Genomic DNA, 23,012 nt, shown 5'->3' on the forward strand with positions numbered 1-23,012 from the left:
CTCCTTTGTTGAAACGTGACAACGAATCGTACCTGTCGGTTCTTGACATGCTGCCCCGCCGCACCCAGAGTGCACGTAACTCAGCCGTTAAAACGTTTCAACATCGAGGAGACGGACGTGGACCGACCTCCGGTGGTGGCACTGGACGAGGTGAGCAAGTCCTTCGGCGCCGTGCGCGCGTTGTCCGGAGTGTCGTTGCGGCTGCTGCCCGGCGAGGCCCACGCGCTGCTCGGGGAGAACGGCGCCGGCAAGTCGACGCTGATCAAGACGCTCGCCGGGGTGCACCGCCCGGACGCGGGCCAGGTGCTCGTCGACGGCGTCGCGCGGAAGTTCTCCGGCCCTGCCGACGCGCTCGCGGCGGGCATCGCGATCATCTACCAGGAACCGACGCTGTTCGGCGACCTGTCCGTGGCGGAGAACGTGTTCATGGGCCGCCAGCCGCTCGGGCTCGGCCGCCGCATCGACGTCGCGCAGATGCACGCCCGCACGGCGGAGCTGTTCTCCCGCCTGGGTGTGCGGCTCGACCCGGCCCGTCCGGCGCGGGGACTGTCCATTGCGGACCAGCAGCTCGTGGAGATCGCCAAGGCGCTGTCCTTCGACGCCCGCGTGATCGTCATGGACGAGCCGACGGCCGCGTTGTCCGCGCACGAGGTCCAGCGGCTCTTCGGTGTGGTGCGGGCGTTGCGCGACCAGGACTCGGCGGTGCTGTTCGTGTCGCACCGGCTCGACGAGGTCTTCGCGTTGTGCCAGCGGGCCACGGTGCTGCGCGACGGCGAGTTCGTGTGGTCTGGTGAGCTTTCCGGTGAGACACCGGACTCGCTGGTGCGGCGGATGGTCGGCCGCGAGCTGTCGCAGCTCTTCCCCAAGCAGGACACGACACCGGGCGAGGTGCTGCTGTCCGTGCGGCGCCTGACCCGTGAGGGCGTGTTCACCGACGTGTCGTTCGACGTGCGCGCGGGCGAGATCGTCGCGCTGTCGGGACTTGTCGGCGCCGGGCGCAGCGAGGTCGCGCGGGCGGTGTTCGGCATCGACCGGCCCGACGGCGGTTCCGTGCTCGTGCGCGGCAAGGAGCTGAAGCACGGCTCCCCCACCGCCGCGATGGCCGCGGGCATCGGGTTCGTCCCGGAGGACCGCCGCCAGCAGGGCCTCGTGATGGACGCGTCGATCGAGCGCAACACCGCGCTCGCCTCGCTGGGCAGGCTGTCGACGTTCGGGCTGCTGCGCCGCCGTTCCGAACGGGCGCTGGCCCGGGACTGGGCGGTCAAGCTGCGGCTGAAGTTCGCGCGGCTGAGCGACCCCGTCGGTGTTCTCTCCGGCGGCAACCAGCAGAAGGTCGTGCTCGCCAAGTGGCTGGCACGCCAGCCCTCCGTGCTGATCGTGGACGAGCCGACGCGCGGCATCGACGTCGGGACCAAGGCCGAGGTGCACCGGTTGCTGTCGGAGCTGGCCGGGCAGGGCGTGGCGGTGCTGATGATCTCCTCGGAGCTGCCGGAGGTGCTCGGGATGGCCGACCGGGTGCTGGTGATGCACGAGGGCCGGCTGGTGGAGGAGCTGTCGCGGGCGGAGGCGACCGAGCACCGGGTCGCGCTGGCGGCGGCCGGACAGCCGGTGGCGCCATGACGACCCAGCTCGGCGACGCCGTCGCGCCACCCTCGAACCGCCGCACCACGGCCCGCCGCCTCTCCACCAGGGTCGGCAGGGTCCGCGAGCTCGGCATCGTCGTCGCCCTCGCCCTGGTCGTCATCCCCACGGCGATCGTGAACCCGCGGTTCGTCCAGCCGCAGAGCCTGCGCGACCTCCTCCTCAACGCCTCGATCGTCGCCCTCCTCGCCGTGGGCCAGACCCTGGTCGTGGTGACCCGCAACGTCGACCTGTCCGTGGGGTCGGTCCTCGGGCTGTCCGCCTTCCTCACCGCGCAGCACTTCGCCGACCACCCCGGCACCCCGCTCCTGGCGGGCATCGGGCTCGGCGTCGCCGTCGGGCTGGCCTGCGGCCTGCTCAACGGTCTCCTCGTCGCGCTGGGCAACGTCCCCAGCCTCGTGGTCACCCTCGGCACGCTGTACGTCTTCCGCGGCGTCGACTACGCGCTGGCGCAAGGCAGGCAGGTCAACGCCGCCGACCTCCCGGACGCACTGCTCGCCCTGGGCAGCAGCCGGGTCCTCGGCATCCCGGTCCTGGTGCTGATCACCCTCGCCATCGTCGCGGTGGCCGCCGTCTACCTGCGCTCCTACCGGTCCGGACGCGAGCTGTACGCGCTCGGCTCCAACCCCGAGGCGGCCGCGCTCGCGGGCATCCCGGTCGCCAGGCGCACGCTGACCACGTTCGTCCTGTCCGGACTGGTCGCGGGGCTGGCCGGCGCGCTGTGGGTCGCCCGGTACGGCACGGTCGACGCGGCCGCGGGAACCGGGCTGGAGCTCCAGGTCGTCGCGGCGGTCGTGGTCGGCGGCGTCGCGATCTTCGGCGGATCCGGGACGGTCGCGGGGGCCGCGCTCGGAGCGCTGCTGCTCGGCACCATCACGAGCTGCCTGGTGGTGCTGCAGATCCCCGCGTTCTGGCAGCAGGCGATCTCCGGCGCGCTGCTGCTCAGCGCCATCACCGTCGACCGGCTGCTGGCGCTGCGCCTCGCGAGGGCCCTGCGCAGCGCGGAAGGGACCAGCCATGCGTAACCTCCTGCGGTGGGAGACCGCGCTGGTGTTCCTGCTGATCGTCGTCGCGCTGACCGGTCAGGTCAGCACGGACGGGTCGTTCCTGTCCGGCGGCAACCTCTTCTACCTCGGCCTCGACATCGGTGAGATCGCGCTCATCGCGCTGCCCCTCACGCTGGTGATCGTCGCGGGCGAGATCGACCTGTCCGTGGCCTCGGTGCTGGGCCTGGCCAGCGCGCTGGTGGGCTGGCTGTGGAACGCCGGCTGGCCGCTGGAGACGATCCTCCCGGTGGTCGTCGTCGCCGGCGCGCTGGCGGGAGCGGTCAACGGGCTGCTCGTCACGAGGCTCGGCCTGCCCAGCCTCGCGGTCACCATCGGCACGCTCGCGCTCTACCGCGGCCTCGCGCTGGTGGTGCTGGGTGACACCGCGGTCGCCGACTTCCCGGCCGCCTACACGGACTTCGGCACCACCCCGGTGCCCGGCACGGACATCCCGTACCCGATCGTGCTGGCGGCCGTCCTCGCGCTCCTGTTCGGCGTGGCCCTGCACGCCAGCTCGTTCGGCCGGTCCGTCTACGCGATCGGCGCCAACGAGGAGGGCGCGCGCTTCTCCGGCATCCGGGTCAAGCGCGTCAAGCTCACGCTCTTCGTGCTCGCCGGTGCGGTGGCCGCGGTCGCGGGCATCGTCTACACGTTCCGCTTCTCGAGCGCCCGCGCGGACAACGGCGTCGGGCTCGAACTGGCCGTCGTCGCCGCGGTCCTGCTCGGCGGCGTGTCCATCTTCGGCGGCAGGGGCTCGCTCTTCGGCGTGCTCGCGGGCGTGCTGCTGCTGGGCGGCCTGCGCAACCTGCTGATCCTGCAGGACACCTCCACGGAGGTCCTCACCATCGTCACCGGTCTCCTGCTGCTGGTGAGCGTTCTCGCCCCCTCGATCACCCGACGCGTCGCAACCTTGAGGAAGGTCACGCCATGAACACACGCCTGGTGCTCGCCCTGGTGATGTCCGGGGCCGTCGCGCTCACCGCCTGCGGTGGCACCACCAAGGACAGCGCCGGCCAGCAGACCGGTGCCGCCACCGGCTCCGCGAAAGCCGACCCGAACGCCCCGCTCAAGGAGAACCTGAAGATCACGTTCCTGCCGAAGCAGGTCAACAACCCGTACTTCGCGGTGGCGCAGAAGGGTGCGGAGAACGCGGGCGGCTCGATCAAGGCCGAGGTCAAGGCCACCGGCCCGTCCGACGCCGCGGCCTCCTCGCAGGTCACCTACATCAACACCGCCGCGCAGCAGCGGCAGGACGCGCTGGTGATCTCCGCGAACGACGCGAACGCCGTCGCGCCGGCGCTCAAGTCCGCGCGCTCGCAGGGGCTGAAGGTCGTCACGTTCGACTCCGACGCCGCGCCCGACGCCAGGGACGTGTTCATCAACCAGGCCACCTCGAACGAGATCGCGGCCGGCCAGGTGAAGCTGATCTCCGAGGCGGTCGGCGGCAGCGGGGAGATCGCGATCCTGTCCGCGACGCCGAACGCCACCAACCAGAACGCCTGGATCGAGGTCATGAAGACCGAGCTCGCGAAGCCCGCGTACGCGGGCCTGAAGCTCGTGGAGACCGCGTACGGCAACGACGACGACCAGACGTCGTTCCAGAAGACCCAGGGCCTGCTGCAGGCGCACCCGAACCTCAAGGGCATCATCTCGCCGACCACCGTCGGTGTCGCGGCCGCCGCCCGCTACCTCAGCTCGTCGGAGTACAAGGGCAAGGTGCAGCTCACCGGGCTGGGCACGCCGAACCAGATGCGCAAGTTCGTCCAGGACGGCACGGTCAAGTCGTTCGCGCTGTGGGACCCGAGCAAGCTCGGCTACCTCGCCACCCGCACCGCCGCCGCGCTCGCCTCCGGCCAGATCACCGGTGCCGAAGGCGAGAAGTACGACGCCGGTGACCTCGGTGAGTACACGATCGGCGCCAAGGGCGAGGTCGTCCTCGGACCGCCGACCGTGTTCACCAAGGACAACATCGACCAGTTCGACTTCTGACGTGCGCGTCTGCTTCACCCTGCGGGTCCGGCCCGACCGGCTCGACGAGTACCGGGCACGGCACCGCGAGGTCTGGCCCGAGATGCTGGCCGCCCTGCGCGAGGCGGGATGGCGCAACTACTCCCTCTTCCTCGCCGGGGACGGTCTGCTGGTCGGCTACCTCGAGTGCGACGACTTCGACGCGGCGCTGGCCGGGATGGCCCGCACCGGGGTGAACGCGCGCTGGCAGGCCGAGATGGCGGAGTTCTTCGTCGGCGACGGCAACGCCGACGAACGGATGCGGCCGCTCGACGAGGTCTTCCACCTCGACTGAGACGCTTTGAGGAGAACGATGAGTGTGAAGGACGCGTTGCGCGGGCAACGGATCGAGACGCCCTCGTGGGCGTACGCCAACTCCGGCACCAGGTTCAAGGTCTTCGCCCAGCCGGGTGTTCCGCGCACGCCCTACGAGAAGATCGACGACGCGGCGGTCGTGCACCGGCTCACCGGTGTCGCGCCGACCGTCGCGCTGCACATCCCGTGGGACAGGACCGACGACTACGGCAAGCTGGCCGAGTACGCCCGCGACCGCGGGGTCGCGCTCGGCGCCATCAACTCCAACGTCTTCCAGGACGACGACTACAAGCTCGGCAGCGTGTGCCACCCGGACCCGGCGGTGCGGCGCAAGGCGATCGGGCACCTGCTCGAGTGCGTCGACATCATGGACCAGACGGGCTCGCGCGACCTCAAGCTGTGGTTCGCCGACGGCCTCAACTACCCGGGGCAGGACGACCTGCGCGCCCGGCAGGACCGGCTCGCCGAGGCGTTGCGCGAGACCTGTGACCGGCTCGGTGACGACCAGCGGATGCTGCTGGAGTACAAGCTCTTCGAGCCCGCCTTCTACGCGACCGACGTGCCGGACTGGGGCACGGCGTACGCGCACTGCCTGGAGCTGGGCGAGAAGGCGCAGGTGGTGATCGACACCGGGCACCACGCGCCGGGGACGAACATCGAGTTCATCGTGTCGTTCCTGCTGCGGGCCGGGAAGCTCGGCGCCTTCGACTTCAACTCGCGCTTCTACGCCGACGACGACCTGATGGTCGGCTCGGCCGACCCGTTCCAGCTGTTCCGGATCATGCACGAGATCGTGCTGGCGGACGCGCTGGACCCGGCCGCGGGCATCGCGTTCATGCTCGACCAGTGCCACAACATCGAGCCGAAGATCCCGGCGATCATCCGCTCGGTGCTCAACGTCCAGGAGGCGACCGCCAAGGCGCTGCTGGTCGACCGGGAGGCGTTGGCGGCGGCTCAGCGCGCCGGTGACGTGCTGGCGGCGAACGGCGCGTTGATGGACGCCTACAACACCGACGTCCGCCCGCTGCTGCGCGAGCTGCGCGAGGAGATGGGGCTGGACCCGGACCCGATGACCGCGTACCGGCGGTCCGGGTACGCCGAGCGGATCGTCCGGGAACGAGTCGGCGGCGAGGCCGCCGGGTGGGGTGCGTGATGGAGCAGGTCGAAGCGTTGCTGCGGCGGAGCAACCGGCTCGGAGCCGATCCGCGCAACACCAACTACGCCGGTGGCAACACCTCCGCCAAGGGCTCGTCGCCCGACCCCGTCACCGGACAGCCGGTGGACCTGATGTGGGTCAAGGGATCCGGTGGTGACCTGGGCACGCTGACGGAGGCGGGGCTCGCCGTGCTGCGGCTCGACCGGTTGCGCGCGTTGACCGACGTGTACCCCGGCGTGGAGCGCGAGGACGAGATGGTCGCCGCGTTCGACTTCTGCCTGCACGGCAAGGGCGGCGCGGCGCCGTCGATCGACACGGCCATGCACGGGCTCGTGGAGGCGGCCCACGTCGACCACCTGCACCCGGACGCGGGCATCGCGTTCGCGACCGCCGCGGACGGCGAGGCGCTGGTGAAGGCGTGCTTCGGCGAACGCGTGGTGTGGGTGCCGTGGCGGCGGCCCGGTTTCCAGCTCGGCCTGGACATCGCGGCCGTGCGGCGGGACCACCCGCAGGCCATCGGCGTGGTCCTGGGCGGGCACGGCATCACCGCGTGGGGTGCGACGAGCGAGGAGTGCGAGGCCCGGTCGCTGGAAATCATCCAGACCGCGCAGCGCTACCTGGACGAACACGGCCGTGCCGAACCGTTCGGCCCGGTGGTCCACGAACCGCTGCCCGAGGCCGAACGCCGCGAACGGGCCGCCGCGCTCGCGCCGGTGATCCGCGGCCTGGCCTCCACGGACAGCCCCCAGGTCGGCCACTTCACCGACACCGCGGTGGTGCTGGACTTCCTCTCCCGCGAACGGCACCCGGAGCTGGCCGCGCTGGGCACGTCGTGCCCCGACCACTTCCTGCGCACCAAGGTCCGGCCGATGGTGCTCGACCTGCCGCCGTCCGCGCCGCTGCCGGACGTCGTCGCGCGGCTCAAGGAGCTGCACGACGCCTACCGCGACGACTACCGGTCGTACTACGAGCGGCACGCCGAGCCGGACAGCCCTCCGATGCGCGGCGCGGACCCGGCCGTCGTGCTCGTGCCGGGGGTCGGCATGTTCAGCTTCGGCAGGAACAAGCAGACCGCGCGCGTGGCCGGCGAGTTCTACGTCAACGCCATCAACGTGATGCGCGGCGCGGAGTCGGTCTCGCGGTACACGCCGATCGAGGAACGCGAGAAGTTCCGCATCGAGTACTGGGCGCTGGAGGAGGCCAAGCTGCAGCGGATGCCGAAGCCCAAGCCGCTCGCCACGCGGGTGGCACTCGTCACCGGCGGCGGGTCGGGCATCGGCAGGGCGGTCGCCCGGCGGCTGGCCGCGGAAGGCGCGTGCGTCGTGGTGGCCGACCGCGACGCCGCCGGCGCGCGCGAGGTCGCCGAGAGCATCGGATCGGCCGACGTGGCGGTGCCGGTGACCGTGGACGTCACGGACGCCGCGGGGATCGCCGAGGCGTTCCGCGCGGCGGTGCTCGCGTTCGGCGGGGTGGACCTGGTGGTCAACAACGCCGGGCTGTCGATCTCCAAGCCGCTGGAGGACACCACCGAGGCGGACTGGGACCTGCAGCACGACGTGATGGCCAAGGGCTCGTTCCTGGTGTCGCAACAGGCGGCGAAGGTGATGCGCGCGCAGGGCATGGGTGGCGACATCGTCTACATCTCCAGCAAGAACGCGGTGTTCGCGGGCCCGAACAACGTCGCGTACGGCGCCGCGAAGGCCGACCAGGCGCACCAGGTGCGGTTGCTGGCCGCCGAGCTGGGCGCGGACGGGATCCGGGTCAACGGCATCAACCCCGACGGCGTGGTGCGCGGGTCCGGCATCTTCGCGGGCGGCTGGGGCGCCCAGCGCGCCGCCGTCTACGGCGTGCCGGAGGAGGAGCTCGGCGCGTTCTACGCCCAGCGCACGCTGCTCAAGCGCGAGGTGCTGCCCGAGCACGTGGCGGCGGCGGTGTTCGCGCTGACCGCCGGCGACCTGTCGCTCACCACGGGGCTGCACGTGCCGGTCGACGCCGGTGTGGCAGCGGCGTTCCTGCGATGACGGTGGTCGCGGCCGTCGACCTCGGCGCGTCCAGCGGCCGGGTGGTGCGCGGGATCGTCACCGCGGACGAGGTGCGGATGGAGGAGGTGCACCGGTTCCCCAACGGGCCGGTGCGCCGCGGGGACGCGCTGCACTGGGACGTGTCCGGCCTGTACCGCGAGGTCCTCACCGGGCTCCGGCTCGCAAGCCGGAGCCACGGCATCGACAGCATCGGCATCGACAGCTGGGCCGTCGACTACGGCCTGCTCGACGCGCGCGGCGAGCTGCTCGGCGAGCCCGTGCACTACCGCGACTCCCGCACCGACGGCATCGTGCCGCCGGAGGGCCTGTACGAGATCAACGGCCTGCAGTTCCAGCCGTTCAACACGATGTTCCAGCTCATGGCGGAACCGCTGCTGCCCCAGGCCGCCCACCTCCTGCTCATCCCCGACCTGATCTCCTACTGGCTGACCGGCGAACGCGGCGCCGAGTACACCAACGCGACCACGACCGGCCTGATCGACGTCCGGAGTGGACGGTGGTCGGACGGGTTGACCCGGCACCTGCCGCCGGGCCTGCTCCCGGCGCTGCGCCACCCCGGCGACCCGGCCGGCACCCACCGCGGCATCCCGGTCACCGCGGTCGGCTCGCACGACACCGCCTCCGCCGTCGTCGCCGTGCCCGCCGAGACCGAGCGGTTCGCCTACATCTCGTGCGGCACCTGGTCACTGGTCGGCGTCGAGCTCACCGGACCCGTGCTCACGCCGGAGAGCAAGGCGGCCAACTTCACCAACGAGGGAGGCGTCGACGGCACCGTCCGCTACCTGCGCAACGTGATGGGGCTTTGGCTGTTGCAGGAATGCCTGCGGGTCTGGGGCGCCGAGCTGGAACCGCTGCTGCGGGAGGCGGCGACCGCCACGGGGGCCGTCTTCGACCCCAACGACCCGGTGTTCCTCCCTCCCGGCGACATGCCCTCCCGCATCGAGCGCTGGTGCGGGAAGAGCATGACGCGGGCGGAGGTCGTGCGGTCCGTGCTGGACAGTCTCGCGCTGGCCCACCGCGACGCCATCGCGGACGCGCAACGGTTGTCCGGCAAGGAGGTCGAGGTCGTGCACATCGTCGGTGGCGGCTCGCGCAACGAGCTGCTCTGCCAGCTCACCGCCGATGCCTGCGGCCTGCCCGTGGTGGCGGGACCGGCCGAGGCGACCGCGTTGGGCAACGTCCTCGTGCAGGCGCGTGCCGCCGGAGCCGTCCGGGGCACTCTCGCCGACCTCCGGAAGCTGGTAGGAAGGACGCAGCCGCTCCGCCGTTATCAGCCCCGCTGACGAAAGGACGGCACAGATGCGCAGGCGCTCCTTCCTGGGCCTGGCCGCCACCGGTGTGCTCACCCCCGCCGTGGCGCGAGCCCGAGTTCCCTCCCGCTCCCGCTGGGTGCACACCTGGGTGGCGATGCCCCAGCTCACCGAACCGCACAACATGCCGCCGCCGCCCTTCACCGGGGAGGGTGTGGTGCTGGCGGACGCCACGCTGCGCCAGACGGTCCGGGTCACCACCGGCGGGAGGCGGATGCGGTTGCGCTTCAGCAACGCCTTCGGCGGCGCGGTGCTCCCGCTCACCGCCGTCACCGTGGCACTGCCGCAGAACGGACGCGCGGGTGTCAGCGCGGTCCAGCCGGGCACCACGCGCCGGGTCACGTTCAACGGCCACCCCTGGGCCGACGTCCCGCCGGGCGCGCTGGTCGTGTCCGACCCGCTGGACTTCACCCTGCAAGCCGGCACGAACCTCGCGGTGACCACCTACCTGGCACGCGGGCAGGCATCCGCCGAGATCACCTCGCACCCCGGTTCCCGCACCACGTCCCACCTCCTGGCCGGCAACCACACCGAGGCCGTGGAGCTGCCCGGCGCGACACCCGTGGACCACTGGTACTTCCTCAGCGGCGTCGAGGTGCAGTCCTCCGCGAACGCCGTCGTGGTGATCGGCGACTCGCTGACCGACGGGCGCGGCTCCACCACCAACGGCAACGACCGCTGGCCCGACCAGCTCTTCGACCGCCTGCGCGGCAACGACGTCCCGGTGCTCAACCAGGCGGCGGGCGGCAACCGGGTGCTGCGCGACGGGCTCGGCCCGAGCGTGCTGGCCCGGCTCGACCGCGACCTCATCGCGCAGAGCCGGGTCCGGTGGCTGATCCTCTTCGAGGGCGTCAACGACATCGGCACGGCCGAGCCCACCGAGCCGGCGCAGAAGGCGGTCGCCGACGACCTGATCGCCGCCTACCAGCAGATCGTCGACCGCGCGCGTGCTCACGACATCGAGGTCTACGGCGCGACCCTCCTCCCCTTCGGCGGCAGCAACTACGACGACCCCGGCGGGCTGCGCGAGTCGGCCCGGCAGGCGGTGAACCGCTGGATCCGCGCGAGCCGGCGGTTCGACGCCGTGCTGGACTTCGACGCCGCCGTGCGCGATCCCGCGAGTCCGCGGCGGCTCGTGCCCGCCGCGGACGTCGGGGACCACCTGCACCTCAACCCCGCGGGCTACCGCATGCTCGCCGAGGCCGTTCCGCTCAGGCTGTTCCGCTGAACGTCCAGCGCCCGTGCGGGACCGGCACCACCGATCCGCCGGGCACGTGCACCTCCGCCGTGGAGCCGACCGGCACCTTGACGGTGAGGCGCAGCACGCCGTCGACCTTGGCCCACGCCACGCCGATGCGTCCGCGCACGCTCTCGAACTCGAGACGCGCCCAGGACACCCCAGCCGTGGCGTTGGGCTTGACGGTGAACGTCCGGTATCCCGCGTCACCCGGTCGCAACCCGGCCACGTGCTCGTACAGCCACTGCACGACGGTGCCCTTGAAGTAGTGGTTGCGCGAGCGCGTGCCGGTGTCCCACATCTCCCACATGGTGTCGGCGCCGTTCTCGAACCAGTGGCCCCAGCTCGGGTACGACCGCTCCGTCGCCATGGCGTGCGCGACGTCGGCGTGGCCGTGGTCGCTCAACGCCTGCAACAACACGCTCGCGCCGAGACAGCCGACGTTGACGTGGTTGCCGTTCGCCCGGATCTCGGCGGCGAGCTTGTCGGCGACGGCCTGGACGGACCCGGCGGGCACCATGCCGAACGCCAGCGGGATCGCGTTGGAGGTCTGCCGGTAGTCCGGGTCCTGGGCGGTGCGGTAGTAGCCGTCGAGGAAGGTCTTGTTGAACGCTTCCACCAGGTTCGCGGCGACTTCGCGGTACCGCGGCATGGGCCTGCCGATCACGTCACCGAGCTCGGCGGTGTGCAGCAACGCCCGGTAGAGGTAGGCGGTCGCCGTGAGCCGGGTGTCCTCGGGCGGCAGGCCGCCGGAGCCGGGCGGCAGGTAGTCACCGAGGGCGGTGACCGCGAGCCCGTCGCGCAGCCTGCCGATCTCCCAGTCCAGGTACCGGGTGAGCACCGGCCAGTGCTGCGCGGGCAGCCGGTCGTCGCCGTAGATCCGGTACATCTCGCGCAGCACGAACGGGTACACCGTCGTCCACTCCGGCGCGGGCGCCAGCTCCCGGTATCCCCAGCCCCCGCTCGGCACGATCACCGGGAGCTGCCCGGCTTCGTCCTGGCTGTCCGCGAGGTCACCGAGCCACTTGGTGAAGAACTTGGCCAGGCCGAACTCGGCGAGCATCGACGGCGTGCCGACCTGGGCGTCACCGGTCCAGCCGTTCTTCTCGTAGGTCGGGGTGTCGGTGGGGATGCCGTGCAGGTTGTTCACCACCGTGCGGCGCATCGCGGCGTCGTACTGCTCGAAGAGCGGCTCCGCGCACCGGAACGTGCTGACCTGCGGCACGTCCGAGTGCACGACCCTGCCGACCAGCCGGGGCGCGGAGGTCAGGCCGGTCACCTCGACGTAGCGGAAGCCCTTGTAGGAGAACTTCGGCTCCCAGGTCTCCGTGCCGCCGGCGCAGACGTACTCGTCGAGCTGGATGCGGCTGCCGGTGACGTGACCGTTCTCCATCCGCACGGTGCCGTCGGCGTTCAGCGTCTCGCCGTGCTTGAGCCGCACCACCGTGCCCGCGGGCGCGGTGACGGTGAGCTGCGTCCAGCCCGACATCGTGCGCCCCATGTCCGCCACGAAGACGCCGGGCCGCGGGGTCGCGACCGCGACCGGTGTGACCGACTCGACCACGCGGATCGGTTCGTGCTCCTGGGCTTTCAGCGCGCCCTTCGGCGCGGGCCGGACCGGCGAGGTCTGCCACCCGCTGTCGTCGAAGCCCGGTTTCGTCCAGTCGCGCGGGGCGAGCCGGGCGTCGTAGGTCTCGCCGGTGTAGAGGGAGTTCGACACGGTCGGGCCGTCGGTCAGCCGCCACGACTCGTCGGAGGTGATCGTCGTGCGGGTGCCGTCCGGGTGGTCGATCTCGAGCTGCGCCAGCAGCTTCGGCTCGTCGTGCCACGGCGGCCGCTCCCACCGCCACACGTTCGGCGTCTTCATGCCGTAGAAACCGCGGCCGAGCGTCACGCCGATCGCGTTGCGGCCGCCGCGGACCAGGCTCGTGACGTCGTGCGTCGCGTACAGGACGGTGTTGTCGTAGTCGGTGAACCCGGGATCCAGCACCCGCTCACCGACGTGGCGGCCGTTGATCTCCGTCTCGTGGTAGGCGAGACCGGAGATGTAGAGCCGGGCCCGCCGGACCGGTTTGCCGAGCGTGAACTCCTTGCGCAGCAACGGCGCAGGCTGCTCCCGCACCGTGACGCCCGCGCCCCAGGGGCCTTGTCCGTACGGGTGCAGCACGGTGGCCGGCGTCCAGGCCGAGTCGTCGAAGTCCGCGTTCTGCCACCCCGGCTGCTCGGTCTCGGCCACCTTCCAGCCGGGGCCGGTGACGACCTCGCGCTGTCCGTCCCGGAGGTCGACGAGCAGCCGGACCAGCAGCCCGGCCGGCCCCTCCGACCTGTTCGTGGCCCGCACGGCGAGCACCGCCCGCCTGCCCACCAGCCCGGTGACGTCCGCGCGCTGGCCGACCTTCCAGACGTCGGCCTCCTCCGGTACGTGCAGCACCTGGGACCCGTTGACGTACAACGTGAAGTCGTCGTCCGCCGTCGCGACCAGCCGGGCGCGCACCGCGTCCGCCGGGAGGTCGACGGCGGTGCGGAACCAGCGGCTCGCCGCCGGGGTCGTGGCGGACCAGATCCACGAGGCGCCGGTGAAGCCGATCGAGGTGTCCGGTGCACCGATCCAGCGCGCCTGCCACGGCGTGCCGAGCAGTGCGGTCTCCCACCAGCTGCCCGTGCTCCACGGCGACGGCCGGTTCGCGCCGTCCCACACGCGAACGCGCCAGTGGTAACGGGTGCGCGGTTTCAGCGGCGCGCCCTCGAACGGGATTCCGGTCGTGCGGTCGGAGGCGACCCGGCCGGACCGCCACACGTCGGCACGCCCCGGTGCGGTGCCGACCTCCACCTCGTACGCGGTCTGCCTGGCGCCGGTGCCGCCCGCCGCGAGCACCCAGCCCAGCCGGGGCCGGGTGACGTCGGTGCCCAGCAACGTCTCCGCGTACTCCACGGTGGTGCGCACGACGCGCATCCCGCCCGGCCGCTCGTCCGGTTCGGCCTGCGCCGTCCCGACCGGCAGCGCCGCCGCCGACAGCCCGACGGCCGATGTCCTCAGGAACTCCCGTCTGCGCACGTCGTCTCCACCTTCGTCGCTGGATGAAACGTTTCAACACCGCGAGGCGGAAGCCAGGGTCTTGGGACTTGCGGGAGGTGTCAAGTCGCACGCGACCAAGCTGTCCTGAACCGGACAGCTCGTTTGAATCGTTTAAACGCGAACCGGCCCCGGCGGTGCGCCGGGGCCGGTGGTCGCCGCATCAGGCCGTCGTGCAGGCACTTCCGTTCAGGGAGAACGAGGTCGGCGCCGGGTTCGAGCCGCCGTGCGTGCCGTTGAACCCGATGTTCGCCGACGCGTTCGGCGCCAGCGTGCCGTTCCACGCGAGGTTCGTCGCGGTGACGTCGGCACCGGACTGGGTGAACGCCGCTCCCCATCCGGGCAGGGTCACGCGCTGACCGCTCGGGTAGCTGAAGGCGAGGGTCCAGCCGTTCACCGCGCCGGTACCGGTGTTGGTGATGGTGACGCTCGCGGTGAACCCGTTGCCGCCGCCCCAGTTCTGGGCGGAGTAGCCGACCTTGCACGCGCCGGTGCCACCGCCCGCGCTCGTCGTCGCCGTGCCGGTGCCCGACACGGCCGAGACGTTGCCCGCCGCGTCCCTGGCCCGCACCTGGTAGCGGTAGGTGGTCGACGGGCTCAGGCCCGTGTCGGCGAACGTCGTCGTCGCCGTCGAGCCCACCTGCGCGAACGAGCCGCTGCCCACCGCGCGGAGCACCTCGTAACCGGTGACGCCGACGTCGTCGGTCGACGCCGTCCAGCTCAGGGTGAGGCCGGTGGACGTCACGCCCGAGGCCGCCGGGGTGCCGGGCGCCGACGGCGGCCGGGTGTCACCGGGACCGCCGCCGAAGATGGTGGCCTCCCTGGACGTCTGCCGGACTCCGTTGGCACCGTTGAGGAAGCGCTCACCCCACGGGGTGAGGCTCGCGGGGTTGAAGGAGTTGACCATGTCGAGGTAGGCGACGTCGCCGCTGTTGCCGCTCCACGACCAGCCGAGGTACCCGAGGCCGCGGGCCTGCGCCTGGGCCATGATCGTGTCCTCGTCCGGGTCGCCGTCGCTGTGGTTGTGCCCGAACTCCCCCACCACCAGGGGCAGGCCGGCGGTCCGGAAGGCGTCGAAGTAGGCGTTGACCTTCGCCGCGGTGTTGTAGACGCCGTACATGTGGATGGAGAACACGGTGTTGCGCTGCGGGTCGGCGTTGAGCACCGAGGCCGCGTTGTCGCGCATGATGTTCGCCCAGTCCTGGCCCCACATCGGCGCGTCGGCCATCAGCAGGTGCCGCAGCCCCGCGCCGCGCAGGCGGCTGATCGCCCCGCTCGTTGCGCTCGCCCACGTGGCGCTGACCTCGGCGTTGTTGCCGAACGGCTCGTTGCCCAGGTTGATGATGACGTAGTTCTCCTGACCCTTGAGCGCCTCGGCCACGCTGATCCAGTAGGTCGCCGCCTGGTCCAGGCTCGCGGCCCCGCTCTGCTCCCCGTACCCGGTGGTGTCGTGGACTTCGAGGACACAGATCAGCTTCGACTGCTTGCACAGCGCGATGACGCTCGAGACCTCGGCGGCCGGGGTGGGTCCCCACCGCTGGCCGCTGCCGAGCACGACGCGCACCGTGTTGGCGCCGAAGGACTTGATGTCGGCGAAGGCCCTGGTCTGGTTCTGGTACCAGACGTGCGCGTGGTTCACGCCGCGCATGACGAACGCGGACCCGTTCGCCTCGACGACCTTCGTCCCCTCGACGTGCAGACCCACCGCCGCCGGGGGTTGCGCGCCCAGGGCGGCCACCACCGCCGGGTACCAGCGGCTCTCGATCTTCTGGATGCCGGTGGATCCGTTGGGGTGCACGCCGTCGGTGGTGTCGGCCGCGGTGTCGAACCCGGTCCACTGGTCGACCACGGTGACCGGTGAGGCGGCGGTGCTGTTCGCCCGCGCCCAGCCGGGGATCGCGCTGTTGAGGTCGATCACCCGCTGCCCGCAGGCGGAGCAGTTGGCCGGGTTCATCGGGACGAGCTGGGCGACGACGAGCTTGACCGCCGGGTTGCTCGCCCGCATCTGGCCGAGCATCGTGGTGTAGGCGTTGAGGATCGTGGCCGTGGGGACGTTGCTCCAGACGTCGTTGGTGCCCAGGTGCATCAGCACCACGTCCGGCCGGGCCGAGGACAACCAGCCCGGCAGCAGGTTGTCCCGCACGATGTTCGTCGCCAGGATGCCGCCGTGCCCCTCGTTGTCGCCGTCGTGCGCGAAGCCGCAGCCGGGCGCGGGCAGCGAGCCGACGAAGTCGACGCCGGTGTGGCCGGTGTCCTGGAGGTGCTTCCACAGCAGCGCTCGCCAGCACCCCGGTGAGCCGGTGATGGAGTCGCCCAGCGCCATGATGCGCGCGGGGGCCGCGGCGCTCACCGCGGCCGGGGCGATGACGACGCAGGCCGCCAGGAGCAGACCGGTCACCACCGCTCGGAGAAATCGCAAGGTCACGACGACCTCCTGGGAAAAGTCTCGACGATGAGAGTTCTGGGAGCGCTCCCAGAATTCGGACCTTAGCCAGCCGATGACCCGACGGCACCGCCGGTTGGCCCACCGCCCGAACCTGTCCGCTGCGGACAACCCGATGACGTCGGGATGTCCGGCCGGACAGAACCCGGCTCCACCGGCCCGTCCACGACAGGCTCACCGGAAACCGCCGCGGACCCGGACGATCCGCGCGAGATCAGCTCTCGTGCCGTCGCTACCACGCCCCAGGCGCTCCGGACGAGGTCAGCCGCGCGGACGCGGCGCGGTGCTCGCGCGGCCGATGAGCTTCGGCGCCAGCAGGGTGAGCGGCGGCACCGGCTGTCCGTTGAGCCGTGCGACGAGCAGCTCCACCGCCTGGTGCCCCAGCTCCTCCGCGGGTAGCTGCACGGAGGTGAGCTGCAACTGCTCGGCGAGGTCGTCCGGGCAGATGCCCACCACGGCCATGTCCTCCGGGACCCGGCGCCCCAGCACCCGCAGGCTCCCCGCGACCCAGCCGAGCGCCGCCTCGTTGTGCACGACGAGGGCGGTCATCGCCGGTTGTGCGCGCAGCAAGGCGCGCACGGAGTGCAGGACCGACTCGTAGTCGTCGTCGGCCGGAAGCGCTGTCGAGGCGATGCCGCGCCGCATGGCCGCCGCGCCGAACCCCGCCATCGCGCGCTGCGCGGACCCGGTGTTGCGCTGGTAGACCACGCTCGGCGCGCCGAGGAAGCCGATGTAGCGGTGACCGAGGTCGGCGAGGTGGTCGACGCACCGCCCGCCCGCCGCCTCGAAGTCCAGGTCGACGCACGTGAGCCCGGCGACCGCGGCCGGTCGTCCGATGAGGACGGACGGCTGCGGGAGCTGCCGCAGCAGCGGAACGCGGTCGTCGTCGAGCTCGACGTCCATCATCAGGAAGCCGTCGACCTGGGCGCTGCCCGCGACGCGCCGCAGCCCCTGGGCACCCTCGTCCGCCGTCATCAGCAGCACGTCCATCTCGTGCTTGCGCGCGGTGGTGGCCGCCGCCGTCACGAACCGCATGAGCGCCGGCAGGTGCACGCCGGGCCGCAGCGGCAGGACCAGCGCCACCACGTTCGTCCTGCTGCTGGCGAGCGCCCGCGCGCCGGCGTGCGGGTGGTAGCCCAGCAGCCGGATGCTCTCCCTGACCTTGGACCGGGTCTGCGGCGAGATCGACCGCTTGCCGGTCAGCACGTAGGAGACGGTGCTCGGCGCGACGCCGGCATGCCTCGCCACATCCGCGATGGTGACCACGTCGACACCTCCGGCGTTGAAGCGATTCGACGACATTACGGACAGATGCCGCGTTCGTTGACCGCCGATTGCGGGAACGTTCCCAATTGACGGTTGACCGTACCCAGACGCTTCGTCGAACGTCGAACTGCATTCGACACACCGTCGCGGAAAACGCTTACCCGCTTATCTGGCATGGCATTTGACCCTTGCGGAGCGCTGTGCGGAAGGGTCATCGTTGCCGCCGTGGACCTGCGACGAAGCGTTCTGCTCCCGCTGGTGGTCATCGTCCTGCTGGCCGGGCAACCACCCGCATCCGCGCGACCTGGATACGGCGAACGGCTCGACCGGGGGCTGGTCGCGGCCACCACGGGCGACGGCGTGCACCTGAGCTGGCGCCTGCTCGGGCACGAGGCCACGGGCGCGACCGCCACCGGACTCGCGGGACCGGCCTTCGCGGTCTACCGCGACGGGCGGCGCGTCGCGACCGTCACCGACAGCACCACCTACACCGATCAGGACGCGCCGCCGGGCGCGCGCTACCAGGTCGCTCCCGTCGTGCGCGGGGTGCCGCTCGGGCGGAGCAGGGCGGTGACGCCGTGGGCGGCGGCGCACCACGACCTGCCGTTGCGCAAGCCCGCGGACGGCGTGACGCCGGCCGGCGAGAGCTACACCTACTCCGCCAACGACGTCAGCGTCGGCGACGTGGACGGCGACGGCCGGTACGAGTACGTCGTGAAGTGGGATCCCAGCAACTCCAAGGACGTCTCGCAGGTCGGCTACACCGGGCCGGTGTACCTGGACACGTACCGCTTCGACGGCACGTTGCTGCACCGGATCGACCTGGGCGTGAACATCCGCGCGGGCGCGCACTACACGCAGTTCCTGGTCTACGACTTCGACCGCGACGGGCGCGCCGAGCTGATGACGAAGACGGCGCCGGGCACCAGGACCATCGGCCGCGACGGCCGCGAGCGGTTCATCACGATGCCGCGCGAGGACGTCCGCGCGGGCCACGCGCACAGCGACGACCACCGGCTGAGCCCCGAGGGGTACCGCAGGCACCTGATCGGCGTCTTCCGGGGCTGGCACGCGCACCCCGAGGTCGTCGCCGGGCGCTGGCCCGCGACGCTGGAGCAGGCGATGGGCATCGAGCAGCGCCACCCCTACCCGCTGTCCGAACCGGACGCCGCCGCGCTGGCCGACCACTTCCTCGACGTCTACGCGCCTTCCCGCAGCGCCGGCAACAGGTTGCGGCAGTTCGCCGGGTTCGTCGTCGACGGGCCCGAGTACCTGACCGTGTTCGACGGCGCCACGGGCCGGGAGCTGCAGACCGTCCGCTACGAACCGGGCCGCCACGACGACGGGCTGATGTGGGGCGACTACGCCATGAGCCGCATCGAACCGGGCAACCGCGTGGACCGGTTCCTCTCCGGAGTCGCGTACCTGGACGGAGAACGCCCGTCCGCGATCTTCGCCCGCGGCTACTACACCCGGTCCGCGGTCGCCGCCTACGACTGGAACGGCAGGAGGCTGACGAAGAGGTGGCTCGCCGACAGCGGCTGGGTGCCGATGACGAACCCGTTCCGCGACAGCCCGCACGGCCGCGACGGCACCAACCCCAGCCACGCGAGGCTCACCACGCAGGGCGCGCACTCGTTGAGCGTCGCCGACGTCGACGGTGACGGCCGGCAGGAGGTCGTCTACGGCGGCGCGACGCTCGACGACGACGGATCGCTGGAGTACAGCTCCACCGGCGTCCTGCCACCGGGCAGCGCGGACCCCGGCGCCGAGGTCCGGATCGGCCACGGCGACGCGCTGCACGTCACCGACATCGACCCGGACCGCCCCGGCCTCGAGATCCACATGGTGCACGAGGGGGCGTGGTCGGCCCCCTACGGCTACACCCTGCGCGACGCGCGGACCGGTGAAGTCGTCTACGGCGCCTACTCCGGGCTGGACACCGGCCGCGGCCTGATCGGCGACGTCCGGCCGGACGTGCGCGGCATCGAGACGTGGGCGTCCATGCCGGGTGGGTCCGGTTCCGCCGGCATCTGGAGCGCCGACGGCCGGCAGCTCGAGATCCGGTCACCCGGGACGAACATGAGCATCCGCTGGGCCGGCGACCTGACCACGCAGATCGTCAACGGCGCCCAGGACGTCACGCCGACCGTCGACGACTGGCGGCGCGGCACGCTGCTCACGGCCACCGGAACGCGCACCAACAACGGCACCAAGGGAAACCCCTCGCTCGTGGCCGACGTGTTCGGCGACTGGCGCGAGGAGCTCGTGGTGCGCACCCAGGACAGCACGGCACTGCGGTTCCACCTCAGCACCGAGCCGACCAGGCACAAGATGTACACGCTCATGCACGACCGCCAGTACCGCGTGGAGGTCGCCCGCCAGCAGACCTCCTACAACCAGCCCTCCTACCCCGGCTTCCACCTCGCCTCGGACGTCGACTGGGCGCGCGTTCCCCTCCCGGCACGCCGGCACGTCGTACGGTGAGGGGCGCACTGACCGCGACATTGTGGAGGAGAGCCGAGTGCCCGTTGTCGACATGCCGGAGGAAGACCTGCTCCGGCACCGCGTCACCACGCCGGAACCGGACGACCTCGACGGGTGGTGGGCCGCACAGCTCGCCAGGACGGCGGCCGCCGCGACGCCACCGGTGCTGACGCCGCACGAGCCGGACCTCTACCGGCCGTTGTCGGTGTACGACGTGGAGTTCTCCGGCGCGCACGGTCACCCCGTCCGCGGGTGGTACCTGCGGCCACCCGGCGACGCTCCCCTGCCGGTGGTCGTGACGTACATCGGCTACGGCGGCGGCCGCGGCGTGCCCGCCCAGCACACCCTGCTGCCGAGCCTGGGCTTCGCGTCGTTCGTGATGGACAGCCGGGCCCAGGGCGGGCGGTGGTCCGTGGGCGCCACGGCCGACGCGGGAGCGGGCACGGGGCCCGAGCACCCCGGCGTGATGACCAGGGGCATCTCCAGCCCGGACGACTACTACTACACCCGGCTCTACCTCGACGCCGCGCGCGCCGTGGACGTCGCGGCCGGACTGCCGGGCGTGGACCCCGGTCGCATCGCCGTGACCGGTGGCAGCCAGGGCGGCGCGCTCGCCCTGGCCGCGGCGGCACTGCGCGGCGACCGGGTGCGGGTCTGCCACTCCGACGTGCCGTTCCTGTGCGACCTGCACCGCGCGATCCGCATCGGGACCACCCCGCCGTACACCGAGATCAGCGACTTCCTCGCGCAGCACGACGCGCTCGTGCCCACCGCGCTGAACACGCTGCGGTACGTCGACTGCGCTCTGCTGGCCCGGCGGATCACCGCGCGGTGCCTGTTCAGCGTCGGGCTGATGGACGAGACGTGCCCACCGTCCACTGTGTACGCCGCGTACCACGAGGTCCGCGCGCCCAAGGAGATCACGGTGTCGCCGTTCGGCAAGCACACCACGCCCACCAGCCACCTGGAGACGCAGCTGCGCCACCTGCGCGAGCACCTCTGAACCCGCGGTCCCGCGGCTCGGGCGGTTCCCGGGCCGTCAGGGGGACGACCACCTCCCACCCCGGTGCGGTCAGGGAACCAGCACGATCCGCCCGCGGAGCCCGCCCGCGGCCAGCGCCTCGTGCGCGTCCGCGATCCGGGCAAGCGGGAACGTCGTCGCCACCCGCAGGCTGATCAGGCCGGCACCGGCGTACGCGGCGAGTTTGGCCAGGCGCTCGCCGTCGGTGTGCCACGCGAGGTTCGTCATCCGGACCTGCCGGCGCGCCATCGGTGCCGAGTTGAGCAGCGACACGAACGCACCCCCGTGCCGCACGGCGTCCGCCGCACCAGCCCGCAGGTCGGCGGCGTCGATCGCGGCGTCCACACCGCCGGGCACCAGCCGGCGCACCGCGGGCACGAGGTCGTCACCGCTCGGAACGAACCGCTCCGCGCCCGCGCGCAGCAGGAGCTCCTCGTCCCGCGCCCGGCCCTGCGCGATCACCCGCAGCCCGCGCAGCCGCGCCAGTTCGACCGCGAAGAGACCCACCCCACCGGCCGCGCCGGACACGAGCAGCCATTGCGAGGGCTTCAGCCCGAGTACGTCCAAAGCCTGGTCCGCGGTGGTCGCGTTCAGCCCCAGGGTGGCCGACTCGACGAGGCCGGCGCCCACCGGCGCCGGAGCGAGCTCCCAGTCCTCCAGCAGGACGTACTCCGCCTGCGCCCCCAGTGGGCGGTCCAGCCGCTCCTGCGTGCCGACCACGGCGTCGCCGACGGTGAACCGGGTGACCCCGGCGCCGACCGCGGCGACCGTGCCCGCCACGTCCGCACCCAGCCCGAACTGCTCTCGTGCGGCGGTCGCGCCGTACTGGACGTTGAGGCCCGTCCGCACCATGACGTCGGCGAAGCTGACCGAGGCGCCGGCCACCTCGACGAGGACCTCGCCCGGCCCTGGCTCCGGCGTCGGTACGTCGATGACCTGGAGCACTTCCGGCCCGCCGAACTCCTTCACCACTGCCGCTCGCATCTGCCCGCCTTCCGTGTGGCCCGGTTGCCGACCCCACTGTCGACCGCTTCCGGAGGACGGGACAGGCACCCCGGCACCTGGTTCCGGCAGGACCACCTTGCGGCCACCACGACGGCGTACCGTCGCTCGGGTGGAGACGGACATCGGCGAGTTCCTTCGCACCCGGCGCGAGCGCATCCAGCCCCACGAGGTCGGGCTACCGGCGGGCGTGACCCGTCGGCGGGTGCCGGGGCTGCGCCGGGAAGAGGTCGCGCTGATCGCCGGGGTCAGCCCCGACTACTACGTGCGGCTCGAACAGGGCCGCACCGCACAGGTTTCCGACCAGGTGCTCAACGCTGTCGCGCGGGCACTGCGGCTCTCCGACGTCGAGACCGAGCACCTGGGCAACCTCGCCCGCCCGAAGCGGACCGGCGCGGCATCGGCAGCGGACGCATCCGACGAGCCGCTGGTGCGGCTGCTGCACACGATCGCCGACGCGCCCGCGCTGCTGCTCGACGCTCGCCTGGACATCGTGGCTGTGAACGCCGCGGCGGAGGCGGTCTTCGAGGTGAGCGGCATGCCACACCCGCGCAACGCCGCACGGCAGCTGTTCCTGGACCCGGGAGCCCGGTCCCGGTATGCGAACTGGGACGAGATCGCCGCGGAGACGGTCGCCCAGCTCCGTCTCGCGACCGGTCGCCGGCCCGGCGATGCGGGCCTGGCGTCGCTCGTCGGGGAGCTGGCCATCCGCAGTGAGCCGTTCCGCCGGTTGTGGGCGACCGGAGACGTCCGGGAGAAGCGGCTCGGGACCGCCCGCCTCGTGCACCCGGTCGCCGGAACCCTCGAGTTCGACTACCACGTGCTGACCGTGCCCGCGCGCCCGGACCGCTCCCTGCTCACCTACCTGCCGCGAACCGGGTCGCCGACAGCGGAGGCACTCGGCATGCTGCTGAGCTGGGCCACCGCCCCGGCGTCCTGACGCCACGGGCGATCATGTCGCCGTCC

General features: G+C 72.0%; 16 protein-coding genes. 12 read left to right on the forward strand and 4 right to left on the reverse strand.

Annotated elements, in window-relative coordinates:
• Positions 1-102 precede the first annotated feature (102 nt).
• The 9 genes from BMW88_RS18925 to BMW88_RS18965 are packed head-to-tail and all read left to right on the forward strand — an operon-like array spanning position 103 to position 10,745.
• Positions 103-1,620 (forward strand): sugar ABC transporter ATP-binding protein, encoded by a 1,518-nt coding sequence (locus tag BMW88_RS18925; RefSeq protein WP_089952692.1) that lies wholly within the window; start codon positions 103-105, stop codon positions 1,618-1,620.
• Positions 1,617-2,666, forward strand: a complete 1,050-nt coding sequence (locus tag BMW88_RS18930; RefSeq protein WP_089952354.1) for an ABC transporter permease — start codon at positions 1,617-1,619, stop codon at positions 2,664-2,666. Before BMW88_RS18925 ends, BMW88_RS18930 begins: the two co-directional genes overlap by 4 nt.
• Positions 2,659-3,618 (forward strand): ABC transporter permease, encoded by a 960-nt coding sequence (locus tag BMW88_RS18935; RefSeq protein ID WP_089952356.1) that lies wholly within the window; start codon positions 2,659-2,661, stop codon positions 3,616-3,618. The genes BMW88_RS18930 and BMW88_RS18935 overlap by 8 nt, the downstream gene beginning before the upstream one ends.
• On the forward strand, positions 3,615-4,676 hold the full coding sequence (gene rhaS / locus BMW88_RS18940; RefSeq protein ID WP_218148121.1) for a rhamnose ABC transporter substrate-binding protein: 1,062 nt from the start codon (positions 3,615-3,617) through the stop codon (positions 4,674-4,676). The genes BMW88_RS18935 and rhaS overlap by 4 nt, the downstream gene beginning before the upstream one ends.
• Before the next feature lies 1 nt (position 4,677).
• The gene (locus tag BMW88_RS18945) at positions 4,678-4,989 is read left to right on the forward strand and encodes an L-rhamnose mutarotase (RefSeq protein WP_089952358.1); all 312 of its coding nucleotides are present in this window, start codon (positions 4,678-4,680) and stop codon (positions 4,987-4,989) included.
• An 18-nt stretch (positions 4,990-5,007) separates the two neighbouring features.
• Complete coding sequence (gene rhaI / locus BMW88_RS18950; RefSeq protein WP_089952360.1) at positions 5,008-6,162, forward strand: L-rhamnose isomerase; 1,155 nt, start codon at positions 5,008-5,010, stop codon at positions 6,160-6,162.
• The gene (locus tag BMW88_RS18955; protein ID WP_089952362.1) at positions 6,162-8,186 is read left to right on the forward strand and encodes a bifunctional aldolase/short-chain dehydrogenase; all 2,025 of its coding nucleotides are present in this window, start codon (positions 6,162-6,164) and stop codon (positions 8,184-8,186) included. Before rhaI ends, BMW88_RS18955 begins: the two co-directional genes overlap by 1 nt.
• Positions 8,183-9,490, forward strand: coding sequence for a rhamnulokinase (locus BMW88_RS18960; protein WP_089952364.1), 1,308 nt, complete (start codon positions 8,183-8,185; stop codon positions 9,488-9,490). Before BMW88_RS18955 ends, BMW88_RS18960 begins: the two co-directional genes overlap by 4 nt.
• A gap of 16 nt (positions 9,491-9,506) precedes the next feature.
• Entirely contained in the window at positions 9,507-10,745 is a 1,239-nt protein-coding gene (locus BMW88_RS18965) for an SGNH/GDSL hydrolase family protein (protein WP_089952366.1), read from the forward strand.
• On the opposite strand, the gene BMW88_RS18970 is transcribed toward BMW88_RS18965, so the two are convergent.
• The 3 genes from BMW88_RS18970 to BMW88_RS18980 form a co-directional block, all read right to left on the reverse strand.
• The gene (locus tag BMW88_RS18970) at positions 10,729-13,809 is read right to left on the reverse strand and encodes a glycoside hydrolase family 78 protein (protein WP_218148122.1); all 3,081 of its coding nucleotides are present in this window, start codon (positions 13,807-13,809) and stop codon (positions 10,729-10,731) included. The genes BMW88_RS18965 and BMW88_RS18970 overlap by 17 nt on opposite strands.
• Positions 13,810-13,990: 181 nt before the next feature.
• Positions 13,991-16,252 (reverse strand): cellulase family glycosylhydrolase, encoded by a 2,262-nt coding sequence (locus BMW88_RS18975; protein WP_089952368.1) that lies wholly within the window; start codon positions 16,250-16,252, stop codon positions 13,991-13,993.
• Between the two features lie 279 nt (positions 16,253-16,531).
• Entirely contained in the window at positions 16,532-17,536 is a 1,005-nt protein-coding gene (locus BMW88_RS18980; RefSeq protein WP_218148123.1) for a LacI family DNA-binding transcriptional regulator, read from the reverse strand.
• 225 nt (positions 17,537-17,761) lie between these two features.
• Between BMW88_RS18980 and BMW88_RS18985 the strand changes: the two genes are divergently transcribed.
• Entirely contained in the window at positions 17,762-20,023 is a 2,262-nt protein-coding gene (locus BMW88_RS18985) for a rhamnogalacturonan lyase (RefSeq protein ID WP_218148124.1), read from the forward strand.
• A gap of 37 nt (positions 20,024-20,060) precedes the next feature.
• Positions 20,061-21,026: an acetylxylan esterase gene (locus BMW88_RS18990; RefSeq protein ID WP_143116144.1), complete on the forward strand. Its 966-nt coding sequence runs from the start codon at positions 20,061-20,063 to the stop codon at positions 21,024-21,026.
• Positions 21,027-21,095: 69 nt separating this feature from the next.
• Here BMW88_RS18990 and BMW88_RS18995 read toward each other — a convergent pair whose 3' ends face one another.
• On the reverse strand, positions 21,096-22,028 hold the full coding sequence (locus BMW88_RS18995; protein ID WP_089952375.1) for an NADP-dependent oxidoreductase: 933 nt from the start codon (positions 22,026-22,028) through the stop codon (positions 21,096-21,098).
• Between the two features lie 130 nt (positions 22,029-22,158).
• Between BMW88_RS18995 and BMW88_RS19000 the strand changes: the two genes are divergently transcribed.
• Positions 22,159-22,986 carry a helix-turn-helix transcriptional regulator gene (locus BMW88_RS19000; protein WP_089952376.1) on the forward strand — a complete coding sequence of 276 codons (828 nt, stop codon included), beginning with the start codon at positions 22,159-22,161 and terminating at the stop codon, positions 22,984-22,986.
• Positions 22,987-23,012: the final 26 nt, after the last annotated feature.

Source organism: Lentzea xinjiangensis, from assembly GCF_900110955.1.
Taxonomy (GTDB): domain Bacteria; phylum Actinomycetota; class Actinomycetes; order Mycobacteriales; family Pseudonocardiaceae; genus Lentzea; species Lentzea xinjiangensis.

Excerpts from the sequence above, each read along its gene's own strand:
- BMW88_RS18995 (WP_089952375.1), bottom strand. The coding sequence starts at position 22,028 with ATGCGAGCGGCAGTGGTGAAGGAGTTCGGCGGGCCGGAAGTGCTCCAG.
- BMW88_RS18965 (WP_089952366.1), top strand. The coding sequence starts at position 9,507 with ATGCGCAGGCGCTCCTTCCTGGGCCTGGCCGCCACCGGTGTGCTCACC.
- rhaS (WP_218148121.1), top strand. The coding sequence starts at position 3,615 with ATGAACACACGCCTGGTGCTCGCCCTGGTGATGTCCGGGGCCGTCGCG.
- rhaI (WP_089952360.1), top strand. The coding sequence starts at position 5,008 with ATGAGTGTGAAGGACGCGTTGCGCGGGCAACGGATCGAGACGCCCTCG.
- BMW88_RS18960 (WP_089952364.1), top strand. The coding sequence starts at position 8,183 with ATGACGGTGGTCGCGGCCGTCGACCTCGGCGCGTCCAGCGGCCGGGTG.
- BMW88_RS18930 (WP_089952354.1), top strand. The coding sequence starts at position 1,617 with ATGACGACCCAGCTCGGCGACGCCGTCGCGCCACCCTCGAACCGCCGC.
- BMW88_RS18955 (WP_089952362.1), top strand. The coding sequence starts at position 6,162 with ATGGAGCAGGTCGAAGCGTTGCTGCGGCGGAGCAACCGGCTCGGAGCC.
- BMW88_RS18935 (WP_089952356.1), top strand. The coding sequence starts at position 2,659 with ATGCGTAACCTCCTGCGGTGGGAGACCGCGCTGGTGTTCCTGCTGATC.